Raw genomic sequence first — 20660 nt, 5'->3', positions numbered from 1 at the left:
AATATCTTACCGGACATCCTTATATGACGGTCAGGGATTATGTCCAGCTAACAGGGTTGCGGCCCACTACCGCCTCTGTAGAGTTAAGGAAATGGGCAGAGAATCCGGAAAGTGGTATTACAACTTCCGGACGAGGCACACATAAGGTGTATATACAAAGGTAAATTCGTCAAACAGCAGTGACAGATTGGGCAAAACACTTGTTTAAGATAGCTGCAATGCGAATTTATTGTATTTTTGTTGCAAAGACAAATTCATAACCAAACTGATTATGCAACGACATTCATCCCTATTGATTCTATTGTTTTTGCTGCTTTTTACAACAAGCGGCACAGCGCAGCCTTACATATTACAACACCTAAGTATAGAAGATGGACTATCGAATAATTATGTCCAGGACATTGCGCAAGATAAACGGGGATGTATCTGGATTGCAACCGTACTAGGGCTGAACCGGTTCGACGGACTTAAGTTCACCACTTACAAAAGTACCAATTCTAAATTAGGGAATGATGCGCTGAATGCGTTACTCTACGATGAAGAAGAAGATGAACTATGGATAGGAAGCAATAGCGGACTGTATATACTCGATTGCTCTACAGAGAAAATCAGAAGATGCACGCCCTCAGAAGGGATAGCGATCAACAATGTTTCATATCTAACTCCCGCTTCTAACGACGGAATATGGATTGTTGCCCACACGGGGCAGATAGTACACTATAACAAAAAAGATGAGAAGTACACCTTATTATCAGATCAAATCAAAGGAGAACTGAAACCGTCAAGCTGGTGCGCTTTCGATGATGAAGACGGGCATCTGTACATAGGGCATGCACAAGGTGGATTGAGCATCATTGATCTGGAAAACAAAACAATCCGCACTCTATCCAACATTCCCGAGAATCCCAACAGTCTGCCCGGAAACAGCGTTTATGCAATCTATAAAGACCATCTGGAGAATATCTGGGTGGGCACAAATCAAGGGCTCGGGCTGCTCAATCCTAAGACGGATGAATTTACCATCTTCAAACATGAGTCCAATAATCCATATTCATTGATAGCCGACCATATATATGACATAAAGGAAATGGAAGACGGCACCTTATGGATAGCCAGTGACATCGGCGGAATCAGTATACTCGATTTGCATAACATCACTTTCAAATCTCCCCAAAACGTACAGTTCTATAACATCACTGCAACGATGGATAAATATGGACTTTCATCGGGAAATATACGAAGCCTGTTACAAGACAAGTTTGGCAATATATGGATAGGTAATTATAGCAGTGGAGTAGACTTTATCAGTCATACCCAACCTATCTTTCATACACTTCCCTATACCACCCAGGGCAAAGATAAACAGAAAAACAAACCGGTTTGGGGACTATTTCAGGACAGTGAAGGAGAGATATGGCTGGGTGGAGAAAATGAGGCAGTCGTATTTAAAGACAATAAAAAATTGAAAAGTTTCGATATCACAAAGTATTTGTCCAGACCTTACGGGCAAGTATTTTCCCTCCATGAAATGATTCCCGGCACTTTTCTGCTTGGAATATACGATGACGGCCTGCTGAAACTCGATACAAAAAACAACCGAATAGAACGTATTAAGCTCGACATGAGCAACATAGACATTCTTTCCTTTTTCAAAGACAACGACGGAACCATGTGGATAGGTGCCGAATACGGCATATACACCTATAAAAACGGAGTCATACGGAAAGAGGAAGATATTATCCGGGAACTGTCCGATAAATCGATATATGGCATTTTGCGCGACCGGCAAGGAAGGTTATGGATGGGATCTTATGGTGGCAGAATAACAATATTCGACAAAGATTATAAAGTAGTTACGCGGTTAGATCACAGCAACGGATTCAAAACCAACGGAATCAATGATCTCTTTATGGACTCGCAAGGTGGTGTGTGGGCAGCAACCCGCAATGGAATTGGTTATATAAAAGATACCAGTAAACCGGAAGAGTTTGAACTCTATGGTTACAGCCACGGGCTTGAAGATACTTTCGTACGCAGCATCCAGGAAGATTTACAAGGAAATATCTGGATCAGTACCAACAATGGCATTTCTTTATGGAACAAGCAAAAACTGCAATTCGAGAACTATGATTACCGGGATGGGATACCGATGGGAAATTTCATAGAAGGTTCAGCCTGCTGCACACCAGACGGTACTCTCTACTTCGCCTCACTGAACGGTGTCTGTTACTTCAATCCGCAAAGCCTGACTACGGACCGCCAAGTAGCCCCTGTACAGATTATGGAATGCAGGCACCTCAATAACCAGATAGAAAGTCGCCGGGCGGAAGCATTGATTCCAATTACAAACGGGCACATTGATTTACCGTACGACCAAAATTCTTTCCGGATCACATTTTCCATATCGGACTATTCACAAAGTGGGCAGGTAGAGTATGCATATCTGATAGAAGGCTTGGAGAATACATGGACCAATACTTTAGGCGAGAGCCAGATTACATTCCGCAACATTTCTCCCGGTGAATATACCTTTAAGGTAAAGGCGCGTTTGAGAAATCAGGAATGGGACGACAGTCATGTGGCAACTTTGAAAGTATATATCCATCCACCACTATGGTTGACGTGGTATGCAAAGATTTTCTATATCCTGCTGGTATTGCTGGGCATCTACTGTTGGTTCCGTTTCTACAAACGCAAGTTGCTGTTGGAAAGTTCACTCGAACTGGAGAAGAAGAAGAGCCAGAACGAACAGGAGCTCAATAACGAACGCCTGCGCTTCTATACCAATATCACGCATGAGCTACGCACACCGCTGACATTGATACTCGGTCCGTTGGAGGATCTGATTAATGATCCGAAAATACCGGCTTTTTACGGTAATAAGATTAAAGTCATTCACAGCAGTGCACTACGATTGTTGAACCTTATCAATCAGATACTGGAATTCCGCAAAACAGAAACGCAAAACCGGAAACTGACCGTAGCGAAAGGGAATCTGAGTAGCTTGGTGACAGAAACAGGACTGCGCTATAAAGAACTGAACAGAAATGAGAAAGTGAAGTTCCGCATCAATATTGCAGCAAAAGATGCAAAGATTTATTTCGATACCGATGTCATTTCCACCATATTGAACAATCTGCTGAGTAATGCGATAAAATATACCTCAGAAGGAGAAATCAACCTTATCCTGCGTTCTGCCGATAATGGAGGAAATCAATATACGGAAATCATCGTAAGCGATACCGGATATGGCATAGATGCTGAGGCACTTCCTCATATCTTCGACCGTTACTATCAGGCAAAGGGGAAGCATCAAGCATCCGGTACGGGTATAGGACTTGCTTTAGTAAAGTCGCTTGCCGACCTGCACGAAGGAACACTCCAAGTGGAAAGTGAAATAGGTAAAGGAACTACTTTCACCTTCCGTCTTCTGACTGAAAACACGTACCCGAATGCACTACATAGAGAGGAAAAGGAAACGCTTGCACAGGAAGAGACAGAAATCGCGGAAACGGTGGAAGAAGAAAAAGAAGAGGCTGATACCCGCCCTGTAGTACTGGTAGTGGAAAATAATGACGATATACGCGAATATATTGCCACTTCATTCAGCAGCAACTACCGCATTTTAACAGCAACGAACGGTAATGAGGGCTTAGAGCAAGCGCAGAAATATATTCCGGACATCATCATCAGTGACATCATGATGCCGGAAATGGATGGCATCGAACTCTGCAAACTGGTGAAAGAAGATGTTTGCACCAGCCATATCCCCGTCATCCTGCTCACAGCCAAAGATTCCATCCAAGATAAAGAAGAAGGATACGAAAGTGGTGCAGATTCCTATCTGACTAAACCCTTTAGTGCCAAACTGTTGAACAGCCGTGTACACAACCTGCTGGAATCCCGCAAAAAGCTGGCACTTATAGTAGCCAACCGCACCAAAGAGTTGAAACCGGAACAACAGAAAGAAACCATCAAACTTAATAAGCTGGATGAAGAATTCCTGACTAAATTCACCACCATTGTGGAGGAGAATATAGACATGGAAAAGATGGACATGTCCTTCATGATGGAGAAAATGAACATGAGCCATTCCACACTCTACCGGAAGATCAAGAGCCTGACCGGAATGTCAGGCAATGAACTCATCCGGAAAATCAGACTGAAAAACAGTTTGCGGTTATTGATGGAAGAAGGGCATAATATTTCAGAAGCAGCCTATGCAAGCGGCTTCAATGACCTTGGATATTTCCGCTCCTGCTTCAGGGAGGAATATGGAATGGCACCATCGGAATATATCAGGTTACGGAAATCGTAAGACTAACGCCCCGTAGCCTGCAAATATTCGCACTTCTTCACCTCATACCGGGCATAAGACTCCACATAGCGGTCCTTACTTTGCTGGAAAAGCGTTTGGGCATCCAGTAAGTCATTCATCGTACAGGTTCCGGCCTTGTAGTAGTCCGTATTCAGGCGAAGATTCTCTGTGGCCTGTTCAATGGATCGCATGGATATTTGCATCTGTTTGTAAGCATCCGTCAGGTCGTTCCAATTCTGTAGCATACGGAGGATAAGCAGTTCGCTCTGGTCCGTAAGCTGATTCTCGGCATTGCGTACCTGGAGTTCCTGCTTCCGCACGTCATGCGAGCCGCCCCACCAACCGGATAAAGGGATTGAGACTGTGGCAAAACCCATCCAGAAAGGGTGGTCTTTATCCATCAGATTGTCATACATATATCCACCGCCAATGGCAACGGTAGGCAGATATTTGCCAACGGTTATGCGGCGTTGCAGCTTATTGGCTTTGAGGTTTTGCTGCAACAAGTGATATTCATTGGTCAGAACCAGGGAGGACTCAGGGCTACGGTAAAGTCCCTGCGGATGTTCCGGCAAGACTTCGCCAGCGACAGGAGGAACATCCACAATTCCGGAATCTTCTCCTATATACTGTGCTAGCACTTGTTGTGAAAGCGTCAACGCATTCTCAATCTGGCTGCGACTGCTCTCTATCTCGTTCTGCCGCAACTGTACCTGGAGCAGATCATTGCGCGTTGTCACTCCGGCATTTACCGAAGCTTCGACATCTTTCAGCAGATTAGCCAACTGTGCCTCGACCACGGTAATGGTCTGCAACTTCTCTTTCAACATCACAACCTGCCAGTAATAGTTCTCAGTAGTAAGTTTCACTTCATTTTCCGACTGGTTATGTTGCAACCGGTAAACCTGAATGTTTACCTTCGCCAACTTATTACCGTTTACAATCTGCCCTCCCGTGAAAAGCGGCATTGAGGCCGATACGCCTCCTACCACTCCTTTCTTCATAAGTGACATTTGCATTCCAGGTCCCATGTCCAACTGGAGTAATCCTTTATCAGCCATAAATCCCGTACCTGTAGCACTCAAAGAAGGGAAATATTTAGTGAATGCTTCCTGACTGCCTTGTTTGGCTATTTCCAGATTATTTCCGGCATTCTTTATCCGCACATTGTTTTCAAGAGCCCGTTGCAGGCATTCGCCCAGAGTATACACACGCTGGGCAGAAACCGGAATCAACTGTGTGAAACCTACTAACAAAAGAAATATATATCGATTCAATCTCTGTTTCATAATGCTGTATCTATTGATTGTTTTACTCATTTTCCATTTTCTCCATAGCTATGCATTTACGTGTAGAGCCACTGAACATGAACCAGTAGCAGACCGGAAGTACTGTAAGCAAAAATACCATTGTGATGAGTGTGCCGTAGCAAATAACGGTTCCCATTGGCATCCACAGTCCGCTGCCTCCCAGTATCATCGGGATGTCTGCCATGACAGTAATTGTATAAATGCCGTTGCGACGTACAATCTGACGCGGCTACCAGTGCCACACGCATAGGCAACAGGAGCATCACCACTATAATCACCGCTATAATAGCAACCAACAGTTCGTGCAGGAAATTATCCACACTATCTCCTACTACCTGGCTTTGATCGGTGATGCAGAAAAGGTTGACATCCGACGGTAATGACGGTTGGAACTCTGCAATCGTCCGGTTTATCTCCTCTCCCATTTGAACGACGTTCTTACCCTTCTTCATCTCTATACTTAGCAAAAGGCATTTTTTACCATTGTTAGTGATATAGCTGTCGGGGGCAGGATATTCTTTTACCACACGGGCCACGTCCTTCAGGCGAATGTTATTTCCCATCGGATTGGTATAAACGATTTGTTCCTGCACATCGCGTACCGTATTCAATGACTTAGCCACATAGACAGGCTGAACATATACAGGATTCTTCACCCGACCGCCTGAAGTAGTGAAACCTTTCGTAAAAAGGGTAACGGCGAGTGTCTGTTCAGTCAGCCCGTATTGCGAAAGTTTATGGGTATCCAGATATATGGAGACCTGTTCCTTTTGCATTCCGCTTACCGTCATACGCCCGATGCTGTTGATACGGCGCAGGCGGTCTTGTAGGGCATCCATATAGTCGTCCAGTTCACGATAAGTCTTGTCCACGCTTTCCATAGTGATGAGCAAGGCGGAAGTATCGCCAAAATCATCCATCACCTGTACAGCCAGTACATTCTTGGGCAATTGCGCCTTGAAAGTGGAAACACCATGCTTGAACTTGCTCCAGAACTCATCTTTGTTATTCAGCTCGTCATTGAGCTGTACCTGAATGTAGACAATGCCATCGCGGCTCATGGAGAAATTCTTATCTTTCTTCACTTCTTTATAGCTGAAAATATAATTTTCCAAGGGTTTGGCTACCTGTTCCACCATTTCCTCTGCCGTGTTGTCCGGAGCTACTGCCACTACAATACCCTGACGGATTGTGAAGTCAGGAAATTCATTCTTGCGCATATTCGGCAAACTGTAAATTCCAAAAGCAACAAGGCAACACACAACGAGAATTATAATCTGGCGATAGTGCATCGCCCATTCTACTGCGTTACGTTTCTTATTCATTATCTTAATATTTTGTCGGTGATGTGGCTCATCTTTTGATTGTTCCTCATTAAATAGTTATAAAACTACGGATGTATTCTCACATACCTTCTGCTGTCCTTCCACAATGATTTCCTCACTCTCCTCCAAACCGGACAGCACAACGACTCCTTCATTTGTAAATCCTCCGCATTGGATAATGCGTTTACTGGCTTTTCCTCGGGCATTCATCCAGACGAAGGAACGGTTCTGTTCGTCCAGTTGGACAATGTGGGCAGGAATAACATGAAGTGTTCCCATCCCCGTACCGGACAAGACCGCTTCCACCACCATACCCGGCATCAACTCGTTATCAGCATCATCCACCCGTATCTTGACATCGTATGAGCGTGAAAGCGGATTGGCAACAATTCCTTTCTCTGTTACTGGTCCCGCGAAGACACGCCCGTTCAAGGCAGAGACGGTAATCGTTGCTTTTTGTCCCGTGGCAATGGCGGCAATCTCTGTCTCTGGAATGGCAATCTTCACTTTCAGCTGATTGGCTGTCACTAATTTGACCACCGGTAAGCCCGGCACTATATTCTGCCCTACCTCTGCCATCTTTTCCGATATAATTCCACTGAAGGGCGCATAGAGTTTGCAATCATCCAGATTCTTACGAGCCACTTCTTTAATTGACTTTGCCTGTTGCAACTTACTCTGCACTTCCACCCACTTTATCCCGGGAAGGCTTCCTTTATCATACAATTCCTTCATTCTCCGATAGGCATCTTCCGCTTGTGCCAGTGAGGCTTTGGCAGCATCGTAGCTGCTCTGCATGGAAAGCTGATCGACCGTAGCAATAAGTTGGCCTTTCACTACCCGGTCACCCAAACCCACGTGTACCTTTTTCACCGTTCCCATGATCGAAAAGCTAAGCGAAGTGCTATTCGCTTCTTCCACCGTACCCGAAAAACGTTCCGTTCCATCTATTTCAGAAGAAGAAACCCGTAAAACTTTCACCTTTACCGGACTCATAGTAGTCTGTTTGTCTCCATTATTCTGGCAACTCGTCAGGCCAAATAATAGCAATAGCACCGTTACATTACAAAGTTGTCTCATACTTTTTTCCATTTTTAGTTCGTTATTTCCGGTGCAAAGGAAAATGATTTTTCGAAAGAGCTTAATTTCCATATTACCACAGAAGTGTTCTATTTTTCAAAACAAATATCAAATAAGCTAAATAGGACACTATTCTGGAAATATCTATCATCTACATCTACCGGATATTCTGTTTATTTGCAACCCAAAAGAAATATAGTGTATGGAGGCAAAACTGAGATCAGGATGTTTGGATGATGTCTTGGTAAAAAAGATATCTGTATATAATGACAACCGCATAGCTATCATTGATGAATTGCAAAGTTTAAATATAGAACAGGCTGTAAAATTGAGAAACTCTCAGAAGAGTATTAAAGAAATAGCCAATGAACTGAATTTCCCCAATCTGTCTTTTTTTGGAAAGTACGTAAAACAGCATTTGGGTACGTCGCCTAAACAGTACAAGGAATCTTCATATGGTTAATATAAAAGGGCAATCTTCTGATTCGAAGATTGCCCTCTCTTATAAATACTACCTACTGAAAACTGTGACTTAAAAAACTACCCTTTGTTTATTAATACCAATCTTATGTTAATCTATAACCTATTGTCGATGTTGCAAAGATAGGGTGAAATTTCTATTCAGTAGTAGCACAATTGTTTCATAAAAGGTGATAAATCAGTCAATTTTCAGTTTATCCCCCGATAAATCGACTTTAAACAGGTGCGGAATACGAATATATCGCCCGTTCACATCTTTATGACTATGAACCGACATCATCCACTCACCATCCAAAGTACGGAACAACATTCCATGTCCGAAGTTAGGCGGAGTGACCGGTTCTTTCTCTTGTATCCAGGGGCCATCCAGAGTTCCGCTTTCGGAATAGGCAACGCCTTGTGTATAGTCCTGGAATACCCAGCTTGTCCATATCATACCTAACCGACCTGTACCTGTGCGGAAAAGCCATGGTCCGTCGGTTACACGGTTGGGCAATACTTTGTCTCCCATCTTCTCGCGGCTCCAAGGAGAGTCACTGGCGCGGAAAAGAATCTTTCCTTTGCCGATGGAACCGCTTAAATCGGGCTTTAATTCGATCTTTTCCATCGTACCGTTCCAGTTTTGCAGCCATTCGTGGCAATAGACCATATAAGGCTTGCCGTCACTGTCTACCCAGAATGTACCATCAAGGGTAGGCATATTCTCGGGCAGGTAAGTGGGGTCTTTCATAGACCTATAAGGGCCATCCGGTTTATCACTGACCAAGATGTGGCTGGCACGACGGGGGATGACGTTTCCTTTTACGGTATCAATCTTGATGGCGTTGTTCGTAAAAGTGGCGAAATAGTAATATTTTCCGTTGTATTCGTGTAGTTCGGCTGCCCAAATTTCGGGTTTAGGGCCCATCCAGGAGTCAGGATCAGTTTCTGCTACACGATAAGGGCCTTCCCAATGGGCAAGGTCTTTGCTTTTCCAGAGGAGGCCGCCGGTACCGGTCATGTAATAAGTGGAGGTTTTCTTATCGGCCAGTATGCAGGGGTCACTCAAGTGGATGGAATCAAGAGGGATGTTGGTACGGAAGCGGTTTGGGACCTTCTGCTGCGCAGATACAAGGACAGAACACAAGGAGAATAAAAGGAGTAATAGTTCTCTTTTCTTCATGCTATAATAATAATGAGTATAATAAAGAGTATCTCAATTCCCCTCCTTCTGGGAGGAGGGGTACCCTTTAGGGTGGGGTGGTAGGAAAGACAAAATACCTTTGACTCATGCTAAATAGGTATTTTATTATCTCACCTACCACCTCCCCCTTCGGGTACTCCTCCTCCCAGGAGGAGGAGAATTGAGATAGATTTACTTATTCAATTTCTATACCGTGTTGTACCGGAGTAAGGATGAACGTAAATTCATAGTCACCATAAGGCAACTGATATTGTGGCAACGGCCATGCACCCCAACTGTTCACACATCCTAAGCCCATCTGAGCCTTGTCGATGCAGAGATTTGTCAGGTTAGCTTCTTTCACTTCGGGAGAGTGGCTCTGACCTTTGTCCCAACCATCATCCAGAGACTCGATAGTATAGTGCAGGGCTGATGCGGAGAATGGAGCGTCAGCTACAATCTGCAAACCGCGTCCGGCATCGTTCAGTTGCTTCCACCAGCGGATATCGGTCTTCGTACCTGTTTCCTGCGGACGGATATAAGAGTAGAATTGTTCATCTACGCTTTGGCGATACAATCCCAGATCTGTACAATGATTGCGGTCACTGTAGTTCTCTACCGGGCCACGACCATAGTACTCTACTGTTTCAAAAGTCTTGGGCATCTGCATCTGCATGCCGAAACGGAACATATGAGATACCTTAGCCTGCGGATCGGCAGTCATTTTCTGAGTCACCTTTACAGCCCCCTTGTTGTTGATTGCATAAGTGAGATCCAGTTTGGCGGAAACATTCTTCATTTCGTATTCTGCACGTACCACTGTCTGGTTGTCTACTGTCTCCCATTTGAAGGAAGTCAGCTTCAGACCCGGGTTCTTCCAGACAGCGAATTTCTGTTGCAAACCTGCACCGAAATCATTGTCTGTAGGTGCACGCCAGAAGTTAGGTGCCAGTTCGGCATCTTCGTTCATCAATTCCGTGCCTGCTACGTTGTAGCGATTCAGGTAACCGGTATGCTTATTGAATTCCAGACGGAAGTTATCACCGTTAATAATCAGATAACGCCAGTCGTTTTCCTGGATTTGAGGAGCAATGGTGGGGGTGTTCACAACTTCCACATTCTTCAGGTCCATGGCAGGAGCCTTGTAAGGGTTCAGCACAAGTTGATCTTTGGCTACGGCATATCCGGCAGGAAGTAGACCTTCGCGGTTCTTCAGGCGATAAGTTACATTCAGCAACCATTCTTTGCATTCGCAGGTTTTGCCGATGTTCAATTTCACTTTGGCAGTCTGCTGCGGAGCTACGTTGAGGTCTTCTACACGACCGGTACGGATTACTTTACCGTTAGCAAGCAATTGCCAATCCAGGCAGTAAGCGGAAAGGTCACGGAAGAAGTTTTCATTGTACACGTTCACTTCGCCGTTCTTCAGATCAGCGGGAGTTGTCCAGATGTTCTGATAGTAGTAACCCACTTCGTACATGTGCGGATTGGGAACACGGTCAGGGCTGATCAGACCATTATCACAGAAGTTCTTGTCCGAACCGTCGTAACGGTTGAAGTCACCGCCATAAGCGTAGATAGTCACACCGTCTTTACCTTTCCAACGAACGGACTGATCTACGAAGTCCCAGATAAAACCGCCTTGCAGGTTGGGGTATTTACGGATCAAATCCCAATATTCTTTGAAACCGCCCTGTGAGTTACCCATAGCATGGGCATATTCACACTGGATAAGAGGCTTCTTGGCATCTGTACGCTGACCATATCTTTCCATGTGCTTGTAATCGGCATACATGGGGCAGTCAATATCGGTAAATTCATTTCCGTGTGCCTGTTCGTATTGTACGGCACGACTAGAGTCTTCATTCTTAATCCAACGGTAGCAAGCTTCAAAGTTAGGTCCGAAGCCGGCTTCGTTACCCAACGACCAGAAAATGATGCTGGGATGATTGAAGCCGCGTTGTACGTTGCGCTGGTTACGTTCCATGTGAGCCTTGGCATAGTCGGCGCGTTTAGCCAGTGTCTTTTCACGATAACCCATACCGTGTGATTCGACATTAGCCTCAGCCACTACATACAAGCCGTATTGATCGCAAAGGTCGTACCACAGGTTATCATCAGGATAGTGACAGGTACGCACAGCGTTGATATTGAATTTCTTCATCACCTGGATATCCTGGATCATGCGTTCAGGAGATACGACATAACCACCATCCGGATCGAGTTCATGACGGTCGGCACCTTTGAAGAGAACGGCTTGGCCGTTTACTAATATCTGGTCACCTTTCAATTCTATCTTACGGAAACCGACCTTTACGGAGATCACTTCGTTGCTGCCTTGCAAAGTGGCACGCAGTGTATAGAGGTAAGGAGTTTCGGCTGTCCATTTATGCGGATTTTCCACATTCATCAGAATGGTGCCGCTACCTTTGGCTGTTTCCGTAGCTACTGCCTTGCCGGCAGCATCGAGTAATTCCAGATTTACGTTACCGCTGCCTTTCAGGTCGAGCGTCACACGCAGAGAACCATTTTTGTATGTCTCGCCCAAATCCGGAGTGATACGGATGTCCTGGATGCGTTTCTTGTTGCGGGCATAGAGGTAGCAATCACGTCCCACACCACTGTAACGGAAGAAGTCCTGATCTTCCAGGTAGGTTCCATCACACCAGCGGAATACCTGGAAAGCGATGAGATTCGTTTGTCCGGGTTTCAAATAAGGAGTCAGGTCGAATTCGGCTTCGAGCTTGCTGTCTTCGCTATAGCCTACATAGCGGCCATTTACCCAGAGATACATGTTGGAGGTTACAGAACCGAAATGAGCGATAATGTCTTTCCCTTTCCAGTCGGCGGGAACAATGATTTCACGACGGTAAGAACCTACATGATTGTTCTCTGTAGGAACTTCAGGAGGGTTGTTCTGGAACTGATTACGCCAGGCATAGCCGGTGTTCACATAAATAGGATCACCGTAACCGTTCAGTTCCCACACAGCGGGGACTTGCAGATTATCCCATCCTTTGTCATTGAAACCCAGTTTCCAGAAGTCGGTAGGACGCTGGTCGGCATTGCGTACCCAAGAGAATTTCCAGGTACCGTTCAAAGTCATGTAATTAGTAGATTGGGCTTTCTTGCCTTGCATGGCGGCATCCGCCGATTCATAGGCAAAGTAATTAGTGTGCATGGGAGCACGGTTCACGGCATTGATCTCCGGATCAAGCCACTCTTTAAAGGACTGTGCATTGGCAGTCAGAGCCAGGGCCGCAAAGAGTCCGGTAATAAGATGTTTCTTCATGGATATAAAATTAGTACATTTGTAGCGGTATGAAGAATATTTTCTGCATACCGCTACAAAGATAGGATAAATAAACTTTTTTAGGGGGAATAATAGTTCAAAAAAGGGGGAATAGAGTTCAAAGAGCTACTGTATCCGGTACACTCCAAACGAACGTGGTTCAAGTTTCAGTTTCAGAGATTGCCCTTCTACCTGCACCGGACGTACACGGGGAACAATTGCTTCCTGATCCAGCGTATTTACTGTGCGCCAATTGTCGTTCTGTAAGTAAGTGCAGGAACCGGCAACCAACTGACGTTTCTTCAAACCATTGAAATCGATCTGAACATCGGCAGGCCGACTGCTTGCATTCACCAGTTTCAGGATGATTTCTCCGGTAGGTGCATTCAGTGCAGCTGTTGCATAGAGACTGTCCTGCCCTGCTACTGCTTTGCCATCCATCTTCAGGCTGAGCACATCGGTACCGGCATTCATGCCGTACATTTGCTGAACGTAATAGTTCGGTGTGCGCATCATGCGCAGGTTATCGAACCAGATCAGGTCCGGATTCCACTGCCAGGCATCCACATGAGCAAACAACGGCGCATAAGTAGCCAGATGAACGACATCCGCATTCCGTTCCAACCCCGTCATAAAGGCAGCTTCGGAAAGGGCGGCGAGGAAATTGTTATCCTTCTTCGTGGAATGATCGTGTGAAGCATATTCTCCGGCGAAAACCTTCGGACCTTTACGGTCGTAATTGTCATAGCGTGACGCATTGCCAAAGAACCAATCAGGATTCATGTAATAATGTTCGTCCACCAGGTCTACACCGATACGCTTCATTTCGGGCCAGAGATAATCGAACTTATCACCGCCGGCACTCGGGCCGGAACTACCTACAACCTTCACATTAGGGTATTTCGCACGGATAGCTTTTGTGAAAGCTTCCAAACGTTCTACATAAACCTTGTCCCACTGTTCATTACCGATACCGATCATCTTCAGATTGAAGGGTTCGGGATGTCCCATATCGGCACGCACCTTTCCCCACTTGGAAGTAACAGGGCCGTTGGCAAATTCAATCAGGTCGAGTGCATCCTGTATGTACGGATCGAGTTCATCCATCGGAACCACTTCGTTGCTTTCGTACTGGCAGGAGAGCCCGCAACTGATTACCGGAAGAGGTTCTGCACCGAGGTCTTCGCTCAACAGGAAGTATTCGAAGTAACCAAGTCCCAAAGTCTGGAAATAGTCAGGGAAGGCCTTATGTTTGAAGGTGTAGTTCCAGCGGTTTTCATTCAGAGGGCGGTTTTCAACAGGGCCTACGGAATTCTTCCACTGGTAACGGGTTTCAAGGCTGTTACCCTCGATGATACAACCACCGGGGAAACGGAATACGCCTGGGTTAAGGTCATAAAGGGCTTGCGCGAGGTCGGCACGCAGACCGTTCTCACGTCCTTTCCAAGTATCGACAGGGAACAGGGAGATATGATCCATATCTACCGTACCCTGTGTTTCGAGGACGATACGCAGGCGGGCATGAGCGTCTGTGAAAGGAGATTTCAGCACCGCCGTCAGCTTTTGCCAGTTATTGCCGCTGACTTCGATTTCTTTCTTCAACAGATTCTGTGCATTGGAGTTGACGAGCTCAATGGAGAGCTTCATCGGCTTCGCATCCGGCGTGCGGGCATAAACGGAGAAACGGTATTCTTCGCCTTGCTTCACACCGATACCGCGATAACCTTCATTATCCAGTCCGGCACGCAGCAGGCGGCCGTCGTTCACTATGCGTACATAGTGAGGATTGCGGTCAAAACAAGGATTTGCATCCTGAATGGTTACATTACCGAAAGGTACCCAACCCACGAAAGGTTGTGGGAATTCAAACGAACGGTTCTTTACCAGTTCGGCATACAGACCGCCATCGGCACCGAAGTTGATATCTTCGAAAAAGATACCATACATTTCAGGTTGTATCTTTGCCGTCGGTTTGGAAACGTCGACGGTCATCACATGTTGCTGCGCCTGCATGCTCAAAGCAAGAGACAAAGCAAAAAGGGCAGTTAACTTTCTCATTATTATATCTTATTTTTTCTTTTCAATATTCTGATGGATACGTATCACTGTAAACGAATAAGCAGGCATTGAGTAAGAAAAGTCATTTCCTTCTACCTTGAAATCAGAAGAAGCGGGTTTAGCTCCTCTGTCTTTCGGATCACCTGTCAATATCGTTTTTGTAGCCGAAGGATTTACCAAAGTAGCTCCGTCCAACTTCACCTGGGAAGAAACTTCCACCGGAAGCATATTCACTAACTTCACGATATAATCTCCGGTATTAACGTCTTTCACGACTGATACTCCGACACGTTTCTTCACGGCATCCCAGCCATTATTCAGTTTTACCGTAGAAGACAGGTATTCGGTACCGGCGTTCTGACCATACATCTGTTGAGTATAGTAGCCTACCGTGGGTCTCACTTCCGTATTATTGAAATAAATCAAGTCCGGATTCCATTGTGTATGACCATCTTTAGCCAACAACGGAGCATAGGAAGTCATTTCTACCACGTCACCGTTACGTTCTACGGCCGTCAGATAGAGAGCTTCGGCAAGTGCAGTTTCTACATTATTGGGGCGTCCCGGCAAGTGGGCGGCGTATTCGCCCAAGTAAACTTTCGCTTTGCTACGGTCGTAATGATCGTAATATTCCTGGTTGTGAATCATCCAACCCGGTTCTACATAGTAGTGCTCATCTACCATCGGTACACCCAGTTCGGTAGCAAGGTCCCAACCTACTTCATAATCCGTACCTTCGTAGAACGGACCGGTAGTACCAATCACAGTAACTTCAGGATGTTTTGCTTTTACTGCATCGAATATCATCTTAAAGCGTTCCACGAAGACAGGTGTAATCATGTCCTCATTACCGATACCTATGAACTTCAGATTGAATGGTTTCGGATGTCCGGCTTCCGCGCGCTTCTTACCCCACACGGTCTTGCGGGCATCTCCGTTGGCATATTCTATTAGGTCGAGAACATCTTGGATGTATTGATCCATTTCTTCCATCGGCACGCCACCCTGCTGTCCCATGCAAGTCAGTTCATCCTTGGAATGGTGAGCACAGGTACCAGAGTTCTGACAAGGTACACCGGCTGCAAGCACAGGTACGGGTTCCGCACCCATATCTTCACAGAACAAGAAGTATTCGTGATATCCCAAACCGCGTGTCTGATGGTATCCCCAAAGATTGCGGAGCGGCTTGCGGGCTTCCAACGGACCGATAGAGCCTTTCCAATCATAAATATTATCTATTCCATCGCCATGAGCCACACAACCACCGGGGAAACGTACGAAACGGGGATGCAGGTCGGCAAGCGTTTGTGCCAGATCGGCACGAAGTCCGTTTTTACGGCCTTTGAAGGTCTTTTGCGGAAAGAGGGAGATCATATCCAGCGCATATTTGCTGACAGCTTGGGGAACAATGGACAAAGATGCAGTCGCCGCATCGCTTGTGGCTGTCAGGACTGCTTTCCGTTGTTTCCAATCTTTAGATGTTACGTTTACAGCAGTTTGTGCTATAATTGTTCCATCTTTATCAACCAAGTTCACAAGTACCTTTCCTCCTTTACCCTCAAGTACTTTACCAAAGAGTGAGAAGTCATATTTCTCGCCTTTCTTCAGGGCTATGCCATCGAAACCGGCATTCACCAATGCAGTTTGTTCAGCTGCATTCACGTCGAAAACGGCATAATGGGAGTTATTAGGATGAATAGGATTTTCCGTTGCAATGCTCAATGTAGCATCACTGCCCTGAACACTCCAGGAGTGAGTACTATTCCAGTTCTGATCGTTACCACGGTCAGTCGGAGTGTATTCAAAGTCGCGGTTCTGAACCAGTTCGGCATACAAACCACCGTCAGCTCCATAGTTGATATCCTCAAAGAAAATACCAATCAGATGCTTACTGATCTCTTTCGCCTGACCTGCATTCACCTGAATAGTAGCCTCTACAGGCTTGAGGTTGGCAAAACGTACAGGGTCTTGCTCGGTACGCTCGGCATTCAGTGACTGGCGATATTTCTTATGTTCGGCATAGCGGGTGATCTGCTGCACGGCAGTATAGGGAACTTCCTGCACCCAGCCTTCTTCTTCGGAACCATTCACCAACACCTTCTTCTGAGTGGTGGGGTACACATCTTTGGGTTCATACTTGCTACGTTCTTCGGGAGAGAAATAGCTCTGTGCTTCCCACTTCTGCAAGTCGGGAGAGGTTACATAGGCAAGTGCCTTACCGGTATTCGTAGCTTCCCAGATACAATGCCATTTGCCATCGGCACGAGTTTGCATCAAATGGGGCTTGAACATAGTCTTTGCCCGTCCCCACGGACCGAAGTCGGAATTCACATAGGAAAATCCATCGGCCACGCTAAACCATTTCTCTCCGTCGGGACTCCAGGCAAACTTCAGGCCGCTGCGTCCGTCACGGTTCGAATAGGAAAAGAGGTACACCTGATTCGGTTCATTCGTCACGCCCTCCACCTTTGCCTGCACAGGGAAGACAAAAGACAGAAGTAAACATACACTTAAAAATCTAATCAATCTGTTCATGGTATATAAGATTTATTGGGTTTATAATTTGAAGCGACAAATAATAATTTAGGGACGTAGCGCCCCGGCAAAGTTTAGCTTCGCTGACCGTTGGTTCCCTGCGTCTGAAAAATAAAAATCACACCGATAAATTCTCATTTAGCTTTCCAGTACTTTCTCAGCTTCTCAGCCTCTTTCTTAGTGATGTGGATTACTGCTCCATGTTTCGGTGAAGAGAAGTTAGTCGCCTTCATCACCCCCTCGTTGAAGTGTCCCAGATCTTTGAAGTTCACAAAGTCAGTAGTTTCACTGAAGCCGAAATTATGAGGATTGATACCATAGATGTCATACATTACCACCCATTTGTCTTCGCCAATACGCTTCCACATGTTAGGAGCTTCGCAGGCTTTCGGTTCCGGATCTACCCATTCCGGCAGGTAAGTATATCCACGGTTGATATATTTCGATACAGCTTGTTTGATGCCCGGTGTTCCGTCGTGAGCAACGTAAAACATGTGATACTTATCACCTACCTTCGTGATATCGGCATCGATAGCTGATTTGGTAGCATCAGGGTATTGGAACAATAGGCGGGGTTCTGTTTCCAGACCGTCGAAATCTTCGTTTACATAAGCATAGTACAACATATTCCGTGCATTGCCCATACGCATGGTGAAGTAGATCATTATTCTGCCTGCATGTTCATCATAAACCAGTTCAGGTGCCCAGGCACAACCGATCTCATCATATCCGGGGAAAGTCTTGTCAATACGAACCACATGGTGTGTCCAGTTTACAAGGTCTTTTGATTTCATCAGGACAAAACCACGGTTGTTGCCCCAGCCGTATTTGGCTCCGTCACGCTCCCACTCGGTGTTGCGCAGACCTTTCTGTTGGGCAAAGATGTGCAGGTCGGTCATGGCAATGTAGAAAGTACCATCCGGTGCACGATAGATATGCGGGTCACGGATACCTTTCTGTTCGGCAATCGTATCACCGGCAATAATGGGCTGACCGTTATTTACATCCGTAAATGTATATCCGTCATCGCTGACTGCGAAATATAAACTATGTGTATCGTCTTTGAAATAGGTAAACAGATAAGCTCCCATTTCCTTTTCATTCGTTTTCCAGTCCTGAACCAATACGGCACCACCTTGCGGTTGGAGGGTCAGTTGGAGTTTGCCGTCAGCTTTCAGTTTCAGAGTTTGCAGTTGGGGTTGCATTTCTTTATCATCATTATAGAATGAAAGAGTCTGTCCTGCCAGCATAGGCAATTCGAGTTTCAGTTTCAACGCTTCTTTTGTACCGTTAACGGCTGCTACATACCATTGCTTGCCATGACGACGTGCAACGACTGCATATTTTCCGGGATAACCATCAATAAAGCGCGTTTCATCCCACGTAGTAGGTACTTGTTTCATAAAGTCCAGGCAAACTTGCGGGGCATCCGTCAGGTTGTTGGGTGCCAAAGCATAGTTCTGGATAGGGTTCTGGAACAGGACAGCCGTGGCCAACTGGAAACAGTCTGTCGTCTTACGGGTGGTGCCACCGTCGTTGCCTCGGTTCAGGCGCTTGTTGAGGAAGGTGCCGCCAAACTCCATGCTACCCACGGTGTTGCGAATAAAGGGGTGCAGCGAAGCACTGAATGCCTCGTCATTGCAGGAGTTTTGGCTGAAGACAAGATTCTCCGAAGCCAGCACAGCTTCGCTACCTACGTAATTGGGATACATCCGTTCCCATCCGCGAGGCACTGTACAGCCGTGAAAGATAACCATCAGCTCGTTATCATTGGCATCACTCAGAATGGCTTCGTAGAGGCGCATCGTCTCCTGTTTGTCTCCGCCGAAGAAATCGACTTTAATACCTTTCACACCTTGTTCATGAAGCCATTTCATCTCGCGTTTGCGGGCAATGGGGCTATCCATCAGGTTGGTGGGGCCTTGTTCGATGTCGTTCCAATAGCCGCTGGAGCTGTACCACAGAAATACGTCTACGCCTTTGTCTTGGGCATAGTCAATGAGCTGTTCCATCCGCTTGTGGCCGATGTTCGTATCCCACCAGTTGTCTATCAATACGTATTCATAGCCCATAGCAGCTGCCAAGTCTACATAGCGCACCTGGTCATCGTAGTTGATGCTGCCGTCTTGCCACAGAATCCAGCTCCATGTGCCGCGACCCATTTTATAATTGCAACCAGCTTCGTAAAGCGGCTCCACTACATCCCAGATGACGGTGGTTTCTACAATTGGCTTCAGTGTCTCGCCCACCGTAATCGTGCGCCAAGGTGTAGCACCGGGCAGGGAGAAAGCAGGAGCCACCGTGCCGTTGCCGTTATTTTCTTCGGGCATAGGAAACTCTAGCTTATACAGATTCCCTTCGGACACATCGCCTAGGCGAGAACCACAATAGCGGCTGCCCACACCTGTCTCGCTCACCAGCACCCAACCGTCATCGCCTACGCGGAAGAGACATGGAAAGGTATATCCATGACCGTATCGGGAGCGTGCATCCATTGGAGCATCGGCTTTATATTCTTCTTCATAACTCGGTTTTGTGCGCTTCCACCCTATCATGGCGTCGCTCTGCGGCGTAAGGAAAGTGGTGGTTTGCGCAGGAAAGCGGAAACCGGTGGCTTCATCGCTGATGACTACGCTTCCCGTCTCGCCTTGCCGGGGCAGCGTGTAGCGGAAAGCTACATCGTTGTTGCTCACACGGAAGGTAACGCCCATCGGCTGACCTTTGGCGTTGGTAAAGTTGCACACCAGTTCGTTGGCCACATAGTGTATGCGGGAAGTTTTGATGCGCGATTGGGTATATACGGTGTCAATCTTCCTCTCCTTATGTCCGGTCAGTTTCAAAGCTTTGGCAAAGTCTCCCACGTTGGTTTGCATCCCAAGGGGAGATGGTTCCATCATTTGCTTACCATTGTAGGTTAGGGAGTAGGTAGCCGCACTTCCCTCGGGGCAGTTCACGGTTAATTGCAGTTTCCCGTCAGGACCGCTGACGGTTACATCTTGCGCCGCAAGCGGCAAGGTGACCGCCAGGCATAATAAGGATAATGTTTTCAGTCTAATCTTCATATTCAATTTATGTTTTTCAGGTATGTATCATTACTAAA

9 protein-coding genes and 1 pseudogene are annotated in these 20660 nt (G+C 46.3%); 2 read left to right on the top strand and 8 right to left on the bottom strand.

Features of this window, described 5'->3' with window-relative positions; genetic code table 11:
* Positions 1-271: 271 nt before the first annotated feature.
* On the top strand, positions 272-4318 hold the full coding sequence (locus tag BN161_RS11855; RefSeq protein ID WP_044266462.1) for a hybrid sensor histidine kinase/response regulator transcription factor: 4047 nt from the start codon (positions 272-274) through the stop codon (positions 4316-4318).
* Positions 4319-4320: 2 nt separating this feature from the next.
* Here the strand turns inward: BN161_RS11855 and BN161_RS11850 are convergent, their stop codons facing one another.
* From BN161_RS11850 to BN161_RS11840, 3 genes and pseudogenes are all read right to left on the bottom strand, one after another.
* Positions 4321-5637: a TolC family protein gene (locus BN161_RS11850; RefSeq protein ID WP_044266345.1), complete on the bottom strand. Its 1317-nt coding sequence runs from the start codon at positions 5635-5637 to the stop codon at positions 4321-4323.
* Between the two features lie 212 nt (positions 5638-5849).
* Positions 5850-6953 (bottom strand): annotated as a pseudogene (locus BN161_RS11845) (efflux RND transporter permease subunit); the annotation flags it as partial.
* Positions 6954-7010: 57 nt separating this feature from the next.
* A complete protein-coding gene (locus BN161_RS11840) occupies positions 7011-8033 on the bottom strand; it encodes an efflux RND transporter periplasmic adaptor subunit (RefSeq protein WP_044266459.1) in 1023 nt (340 codons plus the stop codon).
* Between the two features lie 202 nt (positions 8034-8235).
* Between BN161_RS11840 and BN161_RS30495 the strand changes: the two genes are divergently transcribed.
* Positions 8236-8496 (top strand): helix-turn-helix domain-containing protein, encoded by a 261-nt coding sequence (locus BN161_RS30495; RefSeq protein ID WP_044266342.1) that lies wholly within the window; start codon positions 8236-8238, stop codon positions 8494-8496.
* Positions 8497-8691: 195 nt separating this feature from the next.
* On the opposite strand, the gene BN161_RS11830 is transcribed toward BN161_RS30495, so the two are convergent.
* The 5 genes from BN161_RS11830 to BN161_RS11810 form a co-directional block, all read right to left on the bottom strand.
* A complete protein-coding gene (locus BN161_RS11830; protein ID WP_044266341.1) occupies positions 8692-9675 on the bottom strand; it encodes a glycoside hydrolase family 43 protein in 984 nt (327 codons plus the stop codon).
* Positions 9676-9871: 196 nt separating this feature from the next.
* Positions 9872-12967, bottom strand: a complete 3096-nt coding sequence (locus tag BN161_RS11825; RefSeq protein ID WP_044266340.1) for a glycoside hydrolase family 2 TIM barrel-domain containing protein — start codon at positions 12965-12967, stop codon at positions 9872-9874.
* 126 nt (positions 12968-13093) lie between these two features.
* Positions 13094-15025 (bottom strand): alpha-L-arabinofuranosidase C-terminal domain-containing protein, encoded by a 1932-nt coding sequence (locus BN161_RS11820; RefSeq protein WP_044266337.1) that lies wholly within the window; start codon positions 15023-15025, stop codon positions 13094-13096.
* A gap of 9 nt (positions 15026-15034) precedes the next feature.
* Positions 15035-17560, bottom strand: a complete 2526-nt coding sequence (locus BN161_RS11815; RefSeq protein WP_044266332.1) for an alpha-L-arabinofuranosidase C-terminal domain-containing protein — start codon at positions 17558-17560, stop codon at positions 15035-15037.
* Positions 17561-17694: 134 nt separating this feature from the next.
* Complete coding sequence (locus BN161_RS11810; protein WP_044266330.1) at positions 17695-20622, bottom strand: glycoside hydrolase family 97 protein; 2928 nt, start codon at positions 20620-20622, stop codon at positions 17695-17697.
* Between the last annotated feature and the right edge of the window lie 38 nt (positions 20623-20660).

Source organism: Bacteroides timonensis, from assembly GCF_000513195.1.
GTDB lineage: Bacteria > Bacteroidota > Bacteroidia > Bacteroidales > Bacteroidaceae > Bacteroides > Bacteroides timonensis.
The sequence above is the reverse complement of the archived record's forward strand: the minus strand, read 5'-3'. Positions and strand labels throughout refer to the sequence as shown.